The organism is Pseudomonas sp. BN515 (assembly GCF_029873155.1).
GTDB lineage: Bacteria > Pseudomonadota > Gammaproteobacteria > Pseudomonadales > Pseudomonadaceae > Metapseudomonas.
Genome location: NZ_SSOH01000057.1, coordinates 22,764 through 40,373 on the forward strand (window position 1 = coordinate 22,764; position 17,610 = coordinate 40,373).

Here is a 17,610-nt window from a genome sequence, read left to right on the forward strand (position 1 = left end):
CGCTGTCCTTCTTGTAATGGGGGAGTTGGCGGGCGCGGGGCACCCGCCACGGGGCTCAGCCGACCTTGGCGAGGTCGGCGGGCTTGTCGCCCTGCCACTCTCGCCAGCGCTGGTGCTCGGGCGAGTCCTGGTAGTCGAAGTTGTCCTGGCCGAAGGCAATGTTGTAGTAGTCGCGCACCACCGCCTCGACATCGGCGCCGCCGCAGTTGCCCTGGAGGATCTGGTGCACCGGCAGCCAGGCCTGGACGTACTTTTCCGGCTCGTACTGGAAGATGTCGCAGCAGCCGTCAGAGCAGAAATGGAAGCGCTCGCCGCCGTGCATCACGCTGCGGTGGCTCAGGGTCGTATCCGCGTCCGGCTCCGTGAAGGACAGCGGGATCTGGCAGATCTGGCAGAGCATCGGCAGCGCGTTGTTATAGAAGCGCTCGCCACGGGCCTGCATCTCGCGCCAGTGCTCGTAGCGCGGGCGGTAGATGCGGTCGAAGGTGTCCGGGTACTTGGCTGAGAGCCAGTCCAGTTCTTCGTCGGTGGGCATCCAGGTGTGGAAGTTGGTGGCCTGGCTGTACTGGTAGAAGATCGACCAGGCCTGGTGGCTGATGTGCTCCTTGCCGATGGTGGTCTGCTCGACGTACTTCGGCGGACGGATGCCATAACGCTCCAGGTCCTTGAACAGCGCGCCGCCGGCCTGCTCGTAGTACACCTCCCAGGCCTCGGCCCAGGACATGACTTTGTTCGGCAGCATGTAGTCCATCATCATCCCCACCAGCGTCAGCAGGCGGTAACCGCGCCAGAACCACTTGTCGATCCAGCGCTGGATGATCGGCACGTTGTCTTCGTGCTGCTCCAGCAGGAACTTGATCACCTCCAGCCCCAGGGTCATGTGCCGGGCCTCGTCGGACTGCGCCGAGAAGCCGAAGGTGACGGTGGCCATGTCGCCGTTGTAGGCAGCGCCGGACATGAAGGGCACGAAGAGCAGGTTGGTCAGCACGTATTCGAAGCTGAAGGAAATCGCTGTCAGGAACTCGAACGGGCCGGCGGTGCGGGCGTCTTCGAAGAAGGACTTGGGCACGGAGAGGAACCACACGCGGTCGTGCATGTGGGCGAAGTCATGCAGGCCGTTGAAGTGCTTGTTGTAGTGACTCATGGCGTGGATCTGGGTCTGCACGTGGCGCAGCTCGTCGATCGCCTGCATCTGGCAGGCGACCCGCGCCCCGGCACCGCCAAAGTGCCGGCCGACGCGTGCGAAGCCCTGGTAGGCCTGGTACTCCAGCGGGGTCACGCCGCAGAGGAACAGCTTCAGCGCGTTGACGTAGCGCGCGTCGGACAGGTTGGTATGGCCGTTGTTCTGGGAGAAGGCATCGAAGATGGCGTAGAGCTTCTTCTCCTTCTCGGCCTGGTATTTCCAGTAGGCGTCCATGGTCAGGCGGAAGGGGTCCTCCCACTTGTCCCAGTCGGTGATCTTGATGCCCTCGAAGCGCTCGTAGGGATAGATGTCGTCCTTGCTCTGGTAGCTCGGCTCCCAGGCCAGGTCGCGGGTCAGGCAGCGGTACTTGTCTTTCTGGTTCAGGCGTTTGGCGGCCATGGTGGCTCTCCCGATTCTTGTCGTTGTACGCGGGGTCAGTTCCAGTGCAGGGCGAAGCGGTCTTCGTCTTCCTCGACGTTGCCGCCGAGGGTGATGACGTCGATGAGCATTTCCTGCACGTCCCACTCGCGACCGAGCTTTTCCTCCACCGTGGTGCGGTTGATCTCCAGGCGGCCTTCGGCCTGGACGCGGATCATGGCCGGCTGGTGCTGGATCTCGGCGTGGGGGTTGTCCTGGACGATGGCGTCGACGATGTAGCGGGCGTTGTCGTTGTCCTGGAAGGCGATGTAGACGAGGGAGGTCATTGCGCGGCTCCTGCAAGGCCGAGTTTCTTCAGGCGGGCGGCAAACTCGCCGGCCACGGTGTCGAGGGCTGCTGCACCCGGGCCGATGGCGGCAAGGGGGGCCAGGGCTTCCAGGGCGCGGGCCTGCCACTGGCCGACCCAGCCTTCCACCAGCGCGCGGTTATCAAAGCTTTCGGCCACCACGGTCTTCACCAGGGCATCGACCCAGCGTTGGGTCTCGGCGAACCACAGGCGCATGAACTCGGTGAGCATCCCCACCTGGCCGGCGCCTTGTGCGCAGAGCTGGTCGTCGAACTTGTGGAAGATGAGCGGGAAGAGCAGGCCGTCGCTGACCAGGTTCTGCGCCAGGGTCAGCTCGAACCAGTCACGCACCACCAGCGTGTCTTCCACGTAGCGACGCAGGCCCTGCCAGGCCGGGTCGTCCAGCCACTGGCGCTTGGCCTCGGCGAGCAGGTCGGTGCCGCCGTCGTCGAGCATCAGGCCGATGCGCGACAGGTACTGGGCAATGCCGAGACGGTCCATGGCCTGGAACATGTGCAGCTGGGTCAGGCTGGTACCGAAGCCATCGGCGGCGATGCCGCTGTTGTTCATGTTGGCGCCGAGTTCGGCGTGACGCAGGGGCAGCAGCAGGCGGGCGATCTGCTCACGGCTGCTGGCATCGAGGCTGGCCAACAAGTTGCGCTTCTCGCAGAAGGCGTAATCGTGCTCGGCGTTCTCCTGCATCCGGGCGCGGGTCTGCACGTAGGCGCCGTAGTAGAACTGGCGCGGGTCGCTGACGGCGTACCAGTCGGCCATGCGCACGGCGGTGCGGGTGGCGTCGTTGAGCAGCTTGTCGGGCTGCCACAGCGGGCGGTAGTGGAAGTTGGTGGCGGCCTCGATGTCGAAGCTGGCCTCCTGGTAACGGCTGGCAGGCTTGTCGCCGAAACGCCGGCGGATGTGGCTGAAGGTCTGGCGGATCGGCTCGGCCGTCGCCGTCTTGATCTCGATACTCATGCAGGGCGTCCTGTACTTGTTGTTGTGAGGAACCGACGCGTCGTTGCGGGGCGGTCAGTCGGCCTGGCCACGGCTCTCGCCGTAGCGCCACTTCTCCATGTCGGCGTCGATGGCATCGGCCATCTGCGCGTCCATGTGTTGAACCCGGTTCTGTTCGCAGAAGCTGGCGAAGGCCGCCCGCGGCAGGACGAGTTCGACGAAGAGGTCGGGATAGCCGATGGCGAAGTCGAACTCGACGAAGGTGGCGTCGGGCTCGCTGCGCACCCGGACGTAGCGCGGCAGTTGATCGAAGCGGGTCACTGGCTGGCTCATGCAAGGCAACTCCATGGGCGGGTTGTCTGTGTCAGAGCAACGGCTGTGCCAGGGCCTTGAAAGCACCACCAAAAACAACTCAACTCTTTGTTTTATATTGATTTTTACGTTCATCAACGCGCGAATGGCACAACCCGAACAGGCCAGCCCAGACGGCGGCCCTTCACCATTTGCTCAATTGCCCCAGGGCGCTTTGAGCAAATCGCCAATCGGCCCTCCCCTGCCACACAGCCGATTGACTTTTGAGTGGCTTTCAGGCCGCTTAGAAAAAAGAACGCGGCCCTTCCTTGCGTCCACCGGCCGCCCGGTCGAACCGTCCAAACCGCCCGCCTGAGCGGTGGTTCGCCGGCCTCCCCGCACAAGAACAATCTGGGGTGCAGCACGATGAAAGTTGATTACAAGGCGTCGGAGCACAGCCCGACCCTGAAGGACCTGACCGACCGGGTCCGCTTCCTCGGCAACGAGGGCAAGATCTGGCTCGACGAGCAGCGCATGCTGCTGCTCCAGTCCGCCGCCATGGGCTCGTTCCGCCGCGAGCTGGTGGAGATGCTCGGCGAGGAACGCGCCAAGGGCCTGTTCCTGCGTCTGGGCTACCAGTCCGGCCTGAAGGACGCCGAGCTGGCGCGCAAACTGCGCCCCGATGCCGATGCGGTGGAGATGTTCCTCACCGGCCCGCAGCTCCATTCCCTCAAGGGCATGGTCAAGGTCAATCCGCTGGAGATGAACATCGACATCGAGAACGGCCAGTTCTACGCCGACCTCGAATGGCAGAACTCCTACGAGGTGGAAAACTGCCGGGCCGAAGGCCTCCAGTCCGACCAACCGGTGTGCTGGACCCTGCTCGGCTACGCCATCAGCTACTCGTCGTTTTTCCTCGGTCGCCAGGTGCTCTACAAGGAGGTCAGCTGCCGCGGCTGTGGGGACTCGCGCTGCCGCATCATCGGCAAGCCGGTGGAGGAATGGGAGGACGCCGAAGAGTTCATGCGCTATTTCCAGAGCGACCCCATCATCGAAGAACTCCAGGCCCTGCAGCTTCAGGTCGCGACCATGCGCCAGCGCCTGGAACAGGACGCCGGCCAGTACTACGGCATCGGCAAGGCGCCGCTCTACCGCAAGGCCTGCACCCTGATCGACAAGGCCGCGCCGGGCAAGGCTTCGGTCCTGCTGCTGGGGGAAACCGGCGTCGGCAAGGAAGTCATGGCGCGCAGCCTGCACCTGCGCAGCGAACGCGCCGGCGGCCCCTTCGTCGCGCTGAACTGCGCGGCCATTCCGCCGGACCTGATCGAAGCCGAGCTGTTCGGTGTCGAGCGCGGTGCCTACACCGGCGCCCAGCAGTCACGCATGGGCCGTTTCGAGCGCGCCAACGGCGGCACCTTGTTCCTCGACGAAGTGGTGGAGCTCACGCCACGCGCCCAGGCCAGCCTGTTGCGGGTGCTGCAGGAGGAAGAACTGGAACGGGTGGGCGACTCGCAGACCCGCAAGGTGGACGTCCGGGTGATCGCGGCCACCCACGAGGACCTGGCCAAGGCGGTGAAGGACGGCCGTTTCCGCGCCGACCTCTACTACCGGCTGAACGTCTACCCGGTGTTCATTCCCTCCCTGCGCGAACGCAAGGAAGACATTCCGCTGCTGGTGGATCACTTCCTCGCGCGCCTGCACACCGCCTACGGCAAGCACACCCTGGGCCTCTCCGACCGGGCGCTGGAAGCCTGCATGCGCTACGACTGGCCGGGGAACATCCGCGAGCTGGAAAACCTCGTCGAACGCGGGGTGATCATCACCGATGCCAACCAGAGCATCAGCGCTGACGCGCTCTTCCCGCACTTGTCCCACGAGGCCCAGAGCATCGGTCTTTCCAGCAGCGGCGCGCTGGTGGAAGCGGTGCCGAGCGTCGAGCCGGACTGGGTGGAACGCCTGATCGACAGCGGCGTCAGCCTGGATTCGGTGGAAGAAGCGCTGATGCAGGGCGCGATGAAGCGCGCACAGAACAACGTGTCCGAAGCTGCGCGGCTGCTGGGCATGACCCGCCCCGCCCTGGCCTACCGGCTGAAGAAGTTGCCAACGGAGGATGCGGCGGACCATCGCTGACGCATCCACCCGGGCTTTCCCATGGCAAAGCCCGGGGCATCCACTAGAGTTCCACCAGCACTTCCGCTTTTCCGCCCAAGGAGGGCTCCATGCGTCTGATCTGTGCCGCCGTTTCTCTGCTCCTGCTCGCCGGTTGTTCGTCCTACCGCACGGAACCGGGCCAGATCACCCAGGTCCCCGCCGACCGTCTGTTGGCGTTCCAGGAACCGGTAGAGGGTGGTGGACAGATCGTGGTGAACCGCGACATGGGCGGGCTGGGTAGCGGCTGCTACATCGCCGTGCATGTGGACCGCCAGTTGGCGGCGCGCATCGGCATAGGCGAAGTCGCCAGCTTCCAGGTTCCACCGGGCGACCGCATCGTCGGCATCGGCATCGACGAAACCGACGACACCCTCTGCTCCAAGGGCAGCCTCCGTCGTGAAAAGGCCGCGCATATCGAGCCGGGCCAGAGCGAGCGCTTCCGCATCGTCAGCGACAATCGCGAAGGCTTTGCCTTGCTGGCGGACGAACCCCAGGGCAAGTAGGGCATTGCTCATCGGTCCACCGTTGGTGCGCGCGGCGCACCCTACCCGACAGGCCCCGGCGGGTAGTTCCCCACCCACAAATGAAAAAGACCGGAAGCGGGACTGCTGAACCCGATTCCGGTCTGACGCTAATGCGTGGAACTTTGCCTTGTCGCCTTCCACTGCTACTGCTCGGGAAGGCTTGTGGAGTGGGCTTCCTTGCGCTACGGCCCCCGCCCCATACGAGTTGTTCACAGAATACTGCTGCCGCGATTTCGCGTATTTCCACTCATCAGCGATTCGGCTCACTGGTCGGAGGGCCATCAGGCCCACGACCGTTCGGCCCTTCTTTGCCACCGTTCACCTCCAGCGGTAACCTGCCGGCTTTTGCGCATCCGAACATGAGCCTTCACGATTTCTTCCTGCTGCTGATCGCCGGCTTCGCCGCCGGGGGCATGAATGCCCTCGCTGGCGGCGGCACCTTCTTCTCGTTCCCCGCCCTGCTCGCGGCCGGCCTGCCGCCGGTGACCGCCAACGCCACCAATGCCGTGGCCCTCTGGCCCGCCAGCCTGGCCGCCAGTTGGGCCGCGCGGGAACAGCTGCGTCCGCTGGGGCGTTACGTGGTGCCGCTGGTGCTGCTGTCCCTGCTGGGCGGCCTGGGTGGCGGCCTGCTGTTGCTCGCTGGCGGCGACGAAACCTTTCGGAGGCTGATTCCCTGGCTGTTGCTGGCCGCCACCCTGCTGTTCGCCGCCAGCCCCTGGCTGAGCAGGCTGATCAACCGCCGACTTCAGGCCGGAGACCTGCCGCCCCATGGCATCGGTAGCAGCCTGAGCCACACCCTGGTCGCCCTCTACGGAGGCTACTTCGGTGCCGGCATGGGCATCCTGCAACTGGCGGCGTTCTCCATCGAAGGCCATCCGCTGCTGCGCGCCAACGCGCTGAAGAATCTGCTGTCCAGCACCATCTACAGCGTGGCGGTGGTGACCTTCGTGGCGGCGGGCCGGGTGAGCTGGAGCGAGCTGGCGGTACTGCTGGGCGCGGCCAGTTGCGGCGGCTACTGCGGCGGTGCGCTGGCGCGGAAACTGCCGACCCGGTGGCTGCGCTGGCTGGTGATTGCGGTAGGAACGGGGATGACGGCGTATTACTTCGCCATCACCTGACCCGGACTCCCTTGTAGGGGCGAATTAATTCGCCAAGGAACGCGCAGCGTTCCCCAACGGCCCATTGGCAGCCCTTCGGCCTGCTTGGCGAATGAATTCACCCCTACAGACGCATCTCCATTCCCCGACAACCATCCGCCCCCTTCATTTGCCCGCAAGGTGCGGCTCTGCTAGTGTCGCGCCCGATTCGACCGCCGCGAGACAGCATCATGGCCCGCAAGAAAGCCACCCCCGATTTCGAACAGTCCCTCGCCGACCTGCAGGCCCTTGTGGAGCGTCTGGAAAGCGGCGAACTGTCGCTGGAGGACTCCCTCAGCGCCTTCGAGCAGGGTATTCGCCTGACCCGCGAGTGCCAGGCCTCGCTGACCCAGGCGGAGCAGAAGGTGCAGATCCTGCTGGAGCGCGACGGCCAACTGGAAGAAGCGCCCTTCGACGCGGACGAGCAAGCATGATCGCCAGCTACCAGGCGCGCTGCCAGGAACGCGTGGACGCCGCCCTCGCCGAGCTTTTCATCCCCCCGCTCGCCCCGCTGGAACGTCTCTACCAGGCCATGCGCTACAGCGTCGTGAACGGTGGCAAGCGCGTACGCCCCCTGCTGGTCTACGCCGCCTGCGAAGCACTCGGCGGTGATGCGGCCCGTGCCGATGGCGCGGCCTGCGCAGTGGAGCTGATCCACGCCTATTCCCTGGTCCACGACGACCTGCCGGCCATGGACGACGACGACCTGCGCCGTGGCCAGCCCACCACCCATATCGCCTTCGATGAAGCGACCGCCATCCTCGCCGGCGACGGCCTGCAGGCGCTGGCCTTCGAGGTGCTGGCCGATCCCATGCGCAACCCGCAGGACGCCGAAACCCGCCTGGCGATGATCGCCAGCCTCAGCCACGCCGCCGGCCCCGCCGGTATGGTTGGCGGCCAGGCCATCGACCTCGGTTCGGTTGGATTGAAACTCGACCAGGGGGCCCTGGAAGCCATGCACCGGCACAAGACCGGCGCGCTGATCGAAGCCAGCGTGCGTCTCGGCGCCCTGGCCAGCGGCCAGGCCGACCCGGCCTCCCTGGCGGCGCTGCGCATTTACGCCCGCGCCATCGGCCTGGCCTTCCAGGTGCAGGACGACATCCTCGACGTGGAGAGCGATACCGCCACCCTGGGCAAGACCCAGGGCAAGGACCAGGCCCACGACAAGCCCACCTACCCTTCCCTGCTCGGCCTCGACAATGCCAAGGCCTATGCACTGGAACTGCGCGACCAGGCCCTGCGCGCCACCGCCAACCTGGGCGATGCCGCCGAGCCGTTGCGCGCGCTGGCACGCTATATCGTCGAACGGCGCAGCTAAGCTCGCCGTCCGACAGTTACCTCACGGTCTTCAGGCGGCCGATCCGGCCAGTGCTTCGACCTTTGGCTTGTCGACCGACTTCAAGAGGCCCAGGCGCACCAGAGCCCAGGGCATGGCCGCGGCCACGAACAGGCCCATCACCAATCCACGCAGCCCTTGCCACAGCTGCGGGTCGAGCGGCCAGGCCGTGCCAGCGAGCTTGAGCGCCTTCTGCAGCAGGATGAAGCTCACCGCACCGATGACGGCGGCGAGCAGGCGCCGCCAGGTCGCCACTTCGGCGGAGAACTCCATCTGGCGATAGCCGCACAGCACGCCGATTATCAGCCCCGCCAGCAGCGGCACATAGCTGGGTGCGACACCCGGCCAGGTCAGCCAGGCGGCGAGGAACACCAGCAGGATCAACGCCAGGTGCCAGAGGCCATGGGCCTCGCGCCACCAGCTCCATTGGCGCACCTGGGCGAACACCAGCAAGGTGGCGATACCCAGCAGGGAACCGCCCAGCACGTCTTCCACATCATGGGCGCCGAGGTAGAGGCGGCTGAAGATGATCCCCGTCACCACCACGCCACTGACCGCCCAGGCCCAGGCGCGGCGCAGCTCGAAGGCCAGCCATAACCAGATGACCACGGCTATCTGCGCGTGGCCGCTGGGCAGGCCGAAGCTGTCGCCCACCTCATGGTCCATGCGCAGGGCGATGTCCGGGCGCGGGTCCTGCCAGTAGTCCTTGAGCCAGGCGTTGATCAAGGCGGTCACGGCCACCAGCACCAGCAGGCGCAGGAACACGCCACGGTGCCAGGCCCAGTAGCCCAGCGGCAGGAAGAACAGGATGAACTTCTCGTAACCCAGCAGGGTGAAGAAGCGCATCACAGGCGTCAGCGCCTCGCTACGCAGGGGCAGCACCCAGTCCAGGCTGTGCAGCAGTTCGTTCATGGACGGTCCTTGTGGAGGAAATAAAGGCGCCACAGATACTGCACGGCGCGGGACCGCCACAAGGGCCGATTCGGACAATCCATATCACCTGATCATCAGCCGCCATGAGAGGTGGGTATTCGTCACGGCACAGTTGGCTGCGGCGATTGGCCCGGGCTGCCTAAGATCACTGGATTGCACGCCAAGGACCTTCGCCGTGACCACCGCCATCCAGTCCCTGCTGATCGCCAACCGTGGCGAGATTGCCATCCGCATCGCCCGAGCCGCCGCCGAACTCGGCATTCGCAGCGTCGCCGTCTACGCCGAGGACGACGACCAGTCCCTGCACCTGCGCAAGGCCGACCTCGCGGTACCGCTGAAGGGCCGTGGCGCGGCGGCCTACCTGGATGCCGAACAGTTGGTGAAGCTGGCGCGCCAGCACGGTTGCGATGCGCTGCACCCCGGCTACGGCTTCCTCAGCGAGAACGCCGATTTCGCCCGCCAGTGCGAAGCCGCCGGCATCCGCTTCATCGGTCCTTCGGCCGAAGCGCTGGAGCTGTTCGGCGACAAGGCCCGCGCCCGCGAACTGGCCGCGCGTTGCGGCCTGCCGCTGGCCGCCGGAAGCAATCGCGCCACCTCCCTGGAAGAAGCCAACGCGCTGCTGGAAAGCGGCCCGATCATGCTCAAGGCGCTGGCGGGTGGCGGTGGACGCGGCATGCGCGCGGTGCGCGAAGCCGGCGAACTGGAGCAGGCCTTCGAGCGCTGCCAGTCCGAGGCTCGCGCGGCTTTTGGCAATGGCGACCTGTACGTGGAGCGGCTGATCGAGAACGCCCGGCATATCGAGGTCCAGGTGCTGGGCGACGGTGAACGGGTCACTCACCTCTGGGAACGCGACTGCAGCCTGCAACGTCGTCATCAGAAGGTGATCGAGATCGCCCCGGCGCCCGATCTGGATGCCAGCCTGCGCCAGCGCATCCTCGACGCCGCGCTGACCCTGGCCGGCGCCGTGGGTTATCGCGGTATCGGCACGTTCGAGTTTCTGGTGGATACCCACCGTGGTGACTTCGTGTTCATGGAGGCCAATCCGCGCATCCAGGTCGAACACTGCATCACCGAGGCGGTCACCGGCATCGACCTGGTGCAGACGCAATTGCGCCTGGCCGAGGGTTTCAGCCTGGCCGAGCTGGGTTTGCTGGAGCCCGTCGCTCCGCGCGGCTTCGCCGTGCAACTGCGCATCAACCTGGAAAGCATGCAGGCCGACGGCAGTGCGCGACCGGCCGGCGGGTTGATCAGCGCCTATGAACCACCCAGCGGCCCCGGTATCCGTGTCGATGGCTATGGCTACGCCGGGTACGCCACCAGCCCCAGCTACGACTCGCTGCTGGCCAAGCTGATCGTCCAGGGCGATGACCTGCCGGCCGCCCTGCGCCGTGCCTACCGCGCCCTCTGCGAATTCCGCCTGGAAGGGGTGGCGAGCAACATCCACTTCCTGCAAAACCTGCTGCGCCGCCCGGAACTGGCCGGGGGCGTGGATACCCGCTTCATCGAACGGGAAATCGGTCAACTGCTGGCCCCGCAGCAGACCGCCCACCCGCACCTGTTCGTCAGCAGCACGGGCGCTGCCACGGTCGCCGGAACCGGGCTGGTGGAAGCGCCCGCCGGTTGCGTACCGCTGAACGCGCCCAGTCAGGGGGTGCTGGTGAGCCTCGACGTGCAGGAGGGCGACGCGGTTGCCGCCGGCCAGCCGGTGGCGGTGCTGGAAGCGATGAAGATGGAGTTCGTGGTCAAGGCGACCCAGGGCGGCATCGTCCGCTCCCTCGCCGTGGTGCCGGGCAGCAGCCTGTTCGAAGGCGCGCCGCTGCTGTTCCTGGAACCGGCGGAGGTCGCTGGCGATGCGGTGCAAAGCGAGGAAAACCTCGACCTCGCGCATATCCGCGCCGATCTTGCCGAAGTGCTGGAGCGCCATGCCATCACCCATGACGAGCGCCGTCCGCAGGCCGTGGCCAGGCGCCGCAAGACCGGCCAGCGCACCACTCGCGAGAACCTCGACGACCTGCTGGATAAAGGCAGTTTCATCGAGTACGGCGCCCTGGCCCTGGCCGCCCAGCGCCGGCGCCGTTCGCTGGAAGAACTGATCGAGCAGAGCCCGGCGGATGGGCTGGTGGCCGGCATCGGCACGGTGAACGCCAGCCGCTTCGGCAACGAGGCCGCGCGCTGCATGACCATCGCCTACGACTACACGGTGTTCGCCGGCACCCAGGGGGTGATGAACCACAAGAAGACCGACCGCATGCTCGGCCTCGCCGAGCAATGGCGGTTGCCTTTGGTGCTGTTCGCCGAAGGTGGCGGCGGCCGGCCGGGGGATTCGGACTTCGTCGGGGTGGCGGGGCTGGACTGCCACACCTTCGTCGGCATGGCGCGACTGTCCGGCCTGGTGCCACTGGTGGGCGTGGTGTCCGGCCGCTGCTTCGCTGGCAACGCCGCGCTGCTCGGCTGCTGCGACGTGATCATCGCGACCCGCAACGCCAGTATCGGCATGGCCGGCCCGGCGATGATCGAAGGCGGTGGCCTCGGTAGCTTCGCGCCGGAGGAAGTCGGCCCCACCAGCGTCCAGGGCCCCAACGGGGTGATCGACGTGCTGGTGGAAGACGAAGCCGAGGCCGTGCGCGTGGCGCAGCAGTACCTGTCCTACTTCCAGGGCGACCTGGCGGACTGGCAGTGCGCCGACCAGCGCCTACTGCGCCACGCCATCCCCGATAACCGCCTGCGGGTCTATGACATCCGCACGCTGATCGAGACCCTGGCCGACCAGGACTCGGTACTGGAACTGCGCCGACAGTTCGCACCGGGCCTGATCACTGCGTTCATCCGCATCGAAGGCAGAGCTTTCGGCCTGATCGCCAACAACCCCATGCACCTGGGCGGCGCCATCGACGCCCAGGCCGGCGACAAGGCCGCGCGTTTCATGCAGCTGTGCGACGCCTTCGACATCCCCATGCTTTCGCTCTGCGACACCCCCGGCTTCATGGTGGGACCGGAATCGGAGAAGCAGGCCACGGTGCGCCACGTTTCGCGCATGTTCGTCGCCGCTGCCGGTCTCTCTGTGCCCTTCTTCACCGTGGTCCTGCGCAAGGGCTACGGGTTGGGCGCCCAGGCCATGGCGGCGGGGAGCTTCCATTCGCCACTGTTCACCATCGCCTGGCCCAGCGGAGAGTTTGGCGCCATGGGCCTGGAGGGCGCGGTGCGCCTGGGTTACGCCAAGGAGCTGGCTGCGGTGGAGGACCCGGCCGAGCGCCAGAAGCTGTTCGACAAGATGGTTGCCAAGGCCTACCAGAACGGTAAGGCGATCAACATGGCCAGCTACCTGGAGATCGATGCCGTGATCGACCCGCAGGAAACCCGTGCCTGGCTGCTGCGCGGGCTGAACGCCGCGCCGCGGCCAGCTCCGCGCACCGGCAGGAAGCGCCCATTCGTCGATACCTGGTAAACCGTGGAGGTCGCCATGCCCGCTTTCGAACACCACCTGCTGCCGGTCAATGGCATCACCCTGAGTCTCTACACCGCCGGACCGGCCGATGGACGCCCGGTCTGGCTGCTGCACGGGTTCCCGGAATGCTGGTACTCCTGGCGCCTGCAGGCAGAACCGCTGGCGGCGGCAGGCTATCGTGTGCTGATGCCGGAGATGCGCGGCTACGGGGAAAGCAGCGCCCCGGAGGCGATTGAGGACTACGCCCTGCTGACGCTGTGCGCTGACATCCAGGCGGCGATGGACAGCCTCGGTCAGACCGAGGCCTGCGTGGTCGGCCACGACTGGGGCGCGCCGGTGGCCTGGCACCTGGCCCTGCTGGAGCCAGAACGCATCCGGGCGGTGGGCGCCATGTCGGTCCCCTTCGGCGGCCGCCCCAAGCGTCCGGCCATCGAGATCATGCGCGAAGTGAATGCGGGGCGCTTCAACTACATCCTCTACTTCCAGGAACCCGGGGTGGCCGAAGCGGAGCTGGATGCCGACCTGGACCGCAGCCTGCGCCTTCTGCTGAGTGACCTGGGCGACGCCGTGCTGCGCGAGAAACCGGCCGATGCGCGAATGCTGGACGGCCTGAGCGAGTCGCCGGCCCTGCCCAACTGGTGCGATGCCGACGAGTTCGCCGTCTACCAACGCACCTTTGCCGATCGCGGCTTTCGCGGGGCGCTGAACTGGTACCGCAATTTCACCCTGAACTGGCAGCAGACCGAGCATCTGGCAGGCCAGCAGATCCGCCAACCCACGCTGTTCATGGTCGGCGACCATGATCCGGTGGCGCGGCTGGAGGCCTACACGCTCAAGCGCATGGCCGATCTTGTGCCCCAACTGGAGCAGCATCGCCTGCCCGATTGCGGCCACTGGCTGCAGAACGAACGGCCCGACCAGGTGAACGCGCACCTGCTGGATTTCCTGGCTCGCCATTACCCGGCGTAACCGATCACACAGGCTGCTACGAACCGACTGACAGCGTGTTTGGGCACTGAGGGGCGCATCAGGTAAACTTGCCCATCTTTTTTTGCCCATAACGATTAGCCTGATGCCCACGACGTTCCACGAGATTCCCCGCGAACGCCCCGTCACGCCCCTGCTCGACCGCGCGGCGACGCCGGATGCGCTGCGCCGGCTTGGTGAGGCTGAGCTGGAAACCCTGGCCGACGAACTGCGCCAGTACTTGCTCTATACCGTCGGCAAGACCGGCGGCCACTTCGGCGCCGGCCTGGGCGTGGTGGAACTGACCATCGCCCTGCACTACGTCTATGACACGCCCGACGACCGGCTGGTCTGGGACGTGGGCCACCAGGCCTATCCGCACAAGATCCTCACCGGTCGCCGTGAGCAGATGGGCAGCCTGCGCCAGAAGGACGGCGTCGCCGCCTTCCCGCGCCGCGTGGAGAGTGAGTACGACACCTTTGGCGTCGGTCACTCCAGCACCTCCATCAGCGCCGCCCTGGGGATGGCCATCGCCGCCCGCATGCAGGGTTCCAATCGCAAGTCGATCGCCGTGATCGGCGACGGCGCACTGACCGCCGGCATGGCCTTCGAGGCGCTCAACCACGCCTCGGACGTACAGGCCGACATGCTGGTGATCCTCAACGACAACGACATGTCGATTTCGCGCAACGTCGGCGGCCTGTCCAACTACCTGGCGAAGATCCTCTCCAGCCGCACCTACGCGAGCATGCGCGAAGGCAGCAAGAAGGTGCTCTCGCGCCTGCCCGGCGCCTGGGAAATCGCCCGCCGCACCGAGGAATACGCCAAGGGCATGCTGGTTCCCGGCACCCTGTTCGAGGAACTGGGCTGGAACTACATCGGCCCCATCGACGGCCATGACCTGCCCACCCTGGTGGCCACCCTGCGCAACATGCGCGACCTCAAGGGCCCGCAGTTCCTCCATGTGGTGACCAAGAAGGGCAAGGGCTTCGCTCCGGCCGAAGTCGACCCCATCGGCTATCACGCCATCACCAAGCTGGAGCCGATCAACGCTCCGGCCGCCCCGAAGAAACCGTCCGGCCCGAAATACTCCAACGTGTTCGGCCAATGGCTGTGCGACATGGCCGGGCAGGACCCGCGCCTGGTGGGCATCACCCCGGCGATGAAGGAAGGCTCGGACCTGGTGGCCTTCAGCGAGCGCTTCCCGGACCGCTATTTCGACGTCGCCATCGCCGAGCAGCACGCAGTGACCCTGGCGGCCGGCATGGCCTGCGACGGCGCCAAGCCGGTGGTGGCCATTTATTCCACCTTCCTCCAGCGCGGCTATGACCAGCTGATCCACGATGTGGCGGTGCAGAACCTCGATGTGCTGTTCGCCATCGACCGCGCTGGCCTCGTGGGCGAGGACGGTCCGACCCACGCGGGCAGCTTCGACCTCTCCTACCTGCGCTGTATCCCCGGCATGCTGGTGATGACACCGAGCGACGAAAACGAGCTGCGCCTGCTGCTGACCACCGGCCACCACTTCGAAGGTCCGGCGGCGGTGCGTTACCCGCGCGGCAGCGGCCCCAACGCCCCCATCGAGCGTGAATTGAAGCCGGTGGAAATCGGCAAGGGCGTGGTTCGCCGCCAGGGCTCCAAAGTCGCCTTGCTGGTGTTCGGCGTGCAATTGGCCGAGGCACTGCAGGTTGCCGAAGGCCTGGATGCCACCGTGGTCGACATGCGCTTCGTCAAACCCCTGGACGAAGCGCTGGTGCGCGAGCTGGCCGGCAGCCACGAGCTGCTGGTGACCATCGAGGAAAACAGTGTGATGGGTGGCGCCGGTGCCGCCGTCAGCGAATTCCTCGCCCGCGACAACCTGATCAAACCCGTGCTGCACCTGGGCCTGCCGGACTACTACGTCGAGCACGCCAAGCCGGCGGAAATGCTCGCCGAGTGCGGGCTGGATGCGGCGGGTATCGAAGCCTCGGTGCGCAAACGGATGGCCCTGCTCGGCCTCTGACCTTCGCCAGAAGCTGTGGGAGCGAATTCATTCGCGAATGAATTCGCTCCCACAATCACCCGAAATCAGTGACTGGCCTCGGATTTCGTCTGTAGGGTGTGCCGCGCGCACCAAGCCTCTGTCGGTGCGCATGGCGCACCCTACCTTGCAGTGTCCAGCAACCGACAGAGCTTTCCAGTCGCCGCCAGCATCTGGAAACTCGGGCGCTCCAGCCCTCGGTCCGGCACGGGCCAGACCTGCTTGTTCTTCACTGCCGCCAGTTGCGGCCAGGACGCCCACGCCCTGGCCTGGTCCGGCTCGCTCACCAGGATCACTGCCGGGTCACGCTGCAACACTGCCTCGATCCCGACTTGCGGCGCCGGCAGGGAGAGGTCGGCGAAGACGTTTTCCGCCCCGCAGACCTTCAATGCATCACTGACGATCTGCTTGCCGCCAAGCGTGTAGAGCGGCTTGTCCCAGACCTGGTAGAAGACCTTCAACGGCACGTCGCGATGGTGGCGTTGGCGCAGTTCCGCCAGCCCCGACTCAAAGCGCTCGGCCATCTGGCGGCCCTGTTCGGCGCGGCCGACCCGCTCACCGATCTCGGCGAAGGCATCTGCCAGTTGCTCCAGGCTCCGCGGCTCCACCACCAGTTGGGGAACCGGGAATTTCTTCAATTGCTCGCGTCCGGCCGAACCCACGCTGTCGGGCCAGAGCAGCACCAGATCGGGCTTGAGGGCGAGCAGGCTTTCCGGTTGCAGCTGGCCGTAGCGCCCCACCGAAGGCAGGTCGGCCAGGGCTGCAGGGCGATCGCCGCCGTCGAGCACGCCCACCAGCAGGTCACCGGCGCCGAGGTCGAGCATGATTTCAGTCAGGGAGGGTGCCAGGCTGACGACTCGCAGCTGCGCCGTGGCGGGCAGCGCCAGGCACAGCAGCAGGAAGGCGAGCAGCCGGCGCATCAGCCGAGCTGGCGGGGGATTCGGTAAAGGTAGAGCAGTACCAGGCTGCTCATGGCCAGGAGGAACAGCGCCACGGTGTTGAGTCCAACCAGCACCGCCAGGGCGGCGATCCAGGCTGGCAGGCCGGCGGCGAGGAAGCCCTTGTTGCGACGGCGGGTCAGTTCCTGCCAGGCACCGGGCTCCTCGGCACGACCGAGGGAGGCCTCGGTGGCCACGAGGGCGCGCTTGTAGGCGGAAAACATCGGCAGGCTGAGGAACAGCGAAACCAGGGCGGCAATGAAGATCGGCATCTGCAATACCGGCAGCACCGGTTCCCCGTCGCCGAACAGGTAACCCATGATGAACAGCGGCACCAGCGTAAAGCCCACCTGGCGCCACCAGGTCATGGCCAACCGGCGACGGACTTCCTTGCGGGTCACGATTCGGATTCCGCCTGATGCAGGTTACCGAGCATGTGCCCGAGCTTGCCGGCCTTGGTGGCCAGGTACTTGCGGTTGTGCTTGTTCAGGCCGGTCTGCAGCGGTACGCGCTCGGCGACCTTGAGACCGTAGCTTTCCAGTGCCTTCACCTTTCGCGGGTTGTTGGTCATCAGCTTGACCGCGCAGATGCCCAGGTGCTCCAGCATCGGCTGGCACATGGCGTAGTCACGCTGGTCAGCACCGAAGCCCAGACGCTCGTTGGCTTCCACGGTGTCGGCACCGGCGTCTTGCAGCTCGTAGGCACGGATCTTGTTCAGAAGACCAATGCCACGGCCTTCCTGGCGCAGGTACAGCAGCACACCGCTACCGGCTTCGGCGATGGCACGCAGCGCCGCTTCCAGCTGGAATCCGCAGTCGCAGCGCAGGCTGAACAGGGCGTCGCCGGTGAGGCACTCGGAATGCAGGCGACCCAGGACGGGTTCGCCACTGGCCACATCGCCCAAGGTCAGGGCAACGTGTTCCTTGCCGCTGGCCTCATCAAGAAAGCCGTGCATGGTGAACACGCCGAACGGGGTGGGCAGCTGGGAGGCGGCGACGAAAACGACAGACAC

At 66.2% G+C, this 17,610-nt stretch carries 17 protein-coding genes; 9 read left to right on the forward strand and 8 right to left on the reverse strand.

What is annotated here, in order from left to right:
• Window positions 1–55: 55 nt before the first annotated feature.
• The 4 genes from E8E91_RS14495 to E8E91_RS14510 are packed head-to-tail and all read right to left on the reverse strand — an operon-like array spanning window position 56 to window position 3,191.
• On the reverse strand, window positions 56–1,582 hold the full coding sequence (locus tag E8E91_RS14495; RefSeq protein ID WP_271470083.1) for an aromatic/alkene/methane monooxygenase hydroxylase/oxygenase subunit alpha: 1,527 nt from the start codon (window positions 1,580–1,582) through the stop codon (window positions 56–58).
• Between the two features lie 35 nt (window positions 1,583–1,617).
• On the reverse strand, window positions 1,618–1,887 hold the full coding sequence (locus E8E91_RS14500; protein WP_151131651.1) for an MmoB/DmpM family protein: 270 nt from the start codon (window positions 1,885–1,887) through the stop codon (window positions 1,618–1,620).
• Entirely contained in the window at window positions 1,884–2,879 is a 996-nt protein-coding gene (locus E8E91_RS14505) for an aromatic/alkene monooxygenase hydroxylase subunit beta (RefSeq protein WP_280376333.1), read from the reverse strand. The genes E8E91_RS14500 and E8E91_RS14505 overlap by 4 nt, the downstream gene beginning before the upstream one ends.
• Window positions 2,880–2,933: 54 nt before the next feature.
• On the reverse strand, window positions 2,934–3,191 hold the full coding sequence (locus tag E8E91_RS14510; protein WP_190826629.1) for a phenol hydroxylase subunit: 258 nt from the start codon (window positions 3,189–3,191) through the stop codon (window positions 2,934–2,936).
• On the opposite strand from E8E91_RS14510, the gene E8E91_RS14515 reads away from it, so the two are divergent.
• From E8E91_RS14515 to ispA, 6 genes are all read left to right on the forward strand, one after another.
• Entirely contained in the window at window positions 3,190–3,525 is a 336-nt protein-coding gene (locus tag E8E91_RS14515; protein WP_280376334.1) for a hypothetical protein, read from the forward strand. The genes E8E91_RS14510 and E8E91_RS14515 overlap by 2 nt on opposite strands.
• A 50-nt stretch (window positions 3,526–3,575) precedes the next feature.
• Entirely contained in the window at window positions 3,576–5,279 is a 1,704-nt protein-coding gene (locus E8E91_RS14520; protein WP_280376335.1) for a sigma-54-dependent Fis family transcriptional regulator, read from the forward strand.
• Between the two features lie 89 nt (window positions 5,280–5,368).
• Window positions 5,369–5,803 (forward strand): 3-isopropylmalate dehydratase, encoded by a 435-nt coding sequence (locus E8E91_RS14525; RefSeq protein WP_271470086.1) that lies wholly within the window; start codon window positions 5,369–5,371, stop codon window positions 5,801–5,803.
• A 380-nt stretch (window positions 5,804–6,183) separates the two neighbouring features.
• Window positions 6,184–6,942 carry a sulfite exporter TauE/SafE family protein gene (locus E8E91_RS14530; RefSeq protein ID WP_271470087.1) on the forward strand — a complete coding sequence of 253 codons (759 nt, stop codon included), beginning with the start codon at window positions 6,184–6,186 and terminating at the stop codon, window positions 6,940–6,942.
• Between the two features lie 209 nt (window positions 6,943–7,151).
• Window positions 7,152–7,394: an exodeoxyribonuclease VII small subunit gene (locus tag E8E91_RS14535; protein WP_190826621.1), complete on the forward strand. Its 243-nt coding sequence runs from the start codon at window positions 7,152–7,154 to the stop codon at window positions 7,392–7,394.
• Window positions 7,391–8,278 carry a (2E,6E)-farnesyl diphosphate synthase gene (gene ispA / locus E8E91_RS14540; protein WP_280376336.1) on the forward strand — a complete coding sequence of 296 codons (888 nt, stop codon included), beginning with the start codon at window positions 7,391–7,393 and terminating at the stop codon, window positions 8,276–8,278. Before E8E91_RS14535 ends, ispA begins: the two co-directional genes overlap by 4 nt.
• 30 nt (window positions 8,279–8,308) lie before the next feature.
• On the opposite strand, the gene E8E91_RS14545 is transcribed toward ispA, so the two are convergent.
• Entirely contained in the window at window positions 8,309–9,208 is a 900-nt protein-coding gene (locus E8E91_RS14545; protein ID WP_280376337.1) for a phosphatase PAP2 family protein, read from the reverse strand.
• Window positions 9,209–9,404: 196 nt separating this feature from the next.
• Between E8E91_RS14545 and E8E91_RS14550 the strand changes: the two genes are divergently transcribed.
• From E8E91_RS14550 to dxs, 3 genes are all read left to right on the forward strand, one after another.
• Entirely contained in the window at window positions 9,405–12,674 is a 3,270-nt protein-coding gene (locus E8E91_RS14550; RefSeq protein ID WP_280376338.1) for a carboxyl transferase domain-containing protein, read from the forward strand.
• Between the two features lie 15 nt (window positions 12,675–12,689).
• A complete protein-coding gene (locus E8E91_RS14555; RefSeq protein WP_280376339.1) occupies window positions 12,690–13,643 on the forward strand; it encodes an alpha/beta hydrolase in 954 nt (317 codons plus the stop codon).
• A gap of 103 nt (window positions 13,644–13,746) precedes the next feature.
• Window positions 13,747–15,642 carry a 1-deoxy-D-xylulose-5-phosphate synthase gene (gene dxs / locus E8E91_RS14560; protein WP_280376340.1) on the forward strand — a complete coding sequence of 632 codons (1,896 nt, stop codon included), beginning with the start codon at window positions 13,747–13,749 and terminating at the stop codon, window positions 15,640–15,642.
• Window positions 15,643–15,782: 140 nt separating this feature from the next.
• Here dxs and E8E91_RS14565 read toward each other — a convergent pair whose 3' ends face one another.
• From E8E91_RS14565 to ribA, 3 genes are read right to left on the reverse strand one after another with little or no spacing between them, the layout of a single operon-like run.
• Complete coding sequence (locus E8E91_RS14565; RefSeq protein ID WP_280376341.1) at window positions 15,783–16,580, reverse strand: cobalamin-binding protein; 798 nt, start codon at window positions 16,578–16,580, stop codon at window positions 15,783–15,785.
• Complete coding sequence (locus E8E91_RS14570) at window positions 16,580–16,999, reverse strand: MFS transporter (RefSeq protein WP_190826582.1); 420 nt, start codon at window positions 16,997–16,999, stop codon at window positions 16,580–16,582. Before E8E91_RS14570 ends, E8E91_RS14565 begins: the two co-directional genes overlap by 1 nt.
• Window positions 16,996–17,610, reverse strand: coding sequence for a GTP cyclohydrolase II (gene ribA, locus E8E91_RS14575; protein WP_190826580.1), 615 nt, complete (start codon window positions 17,608–17,610; stop codon window positions 16,996–16,998). The genes E8E91_RS14570 and ribA overlap by 4 nt, the downstream gene beginning before the upstream one ends.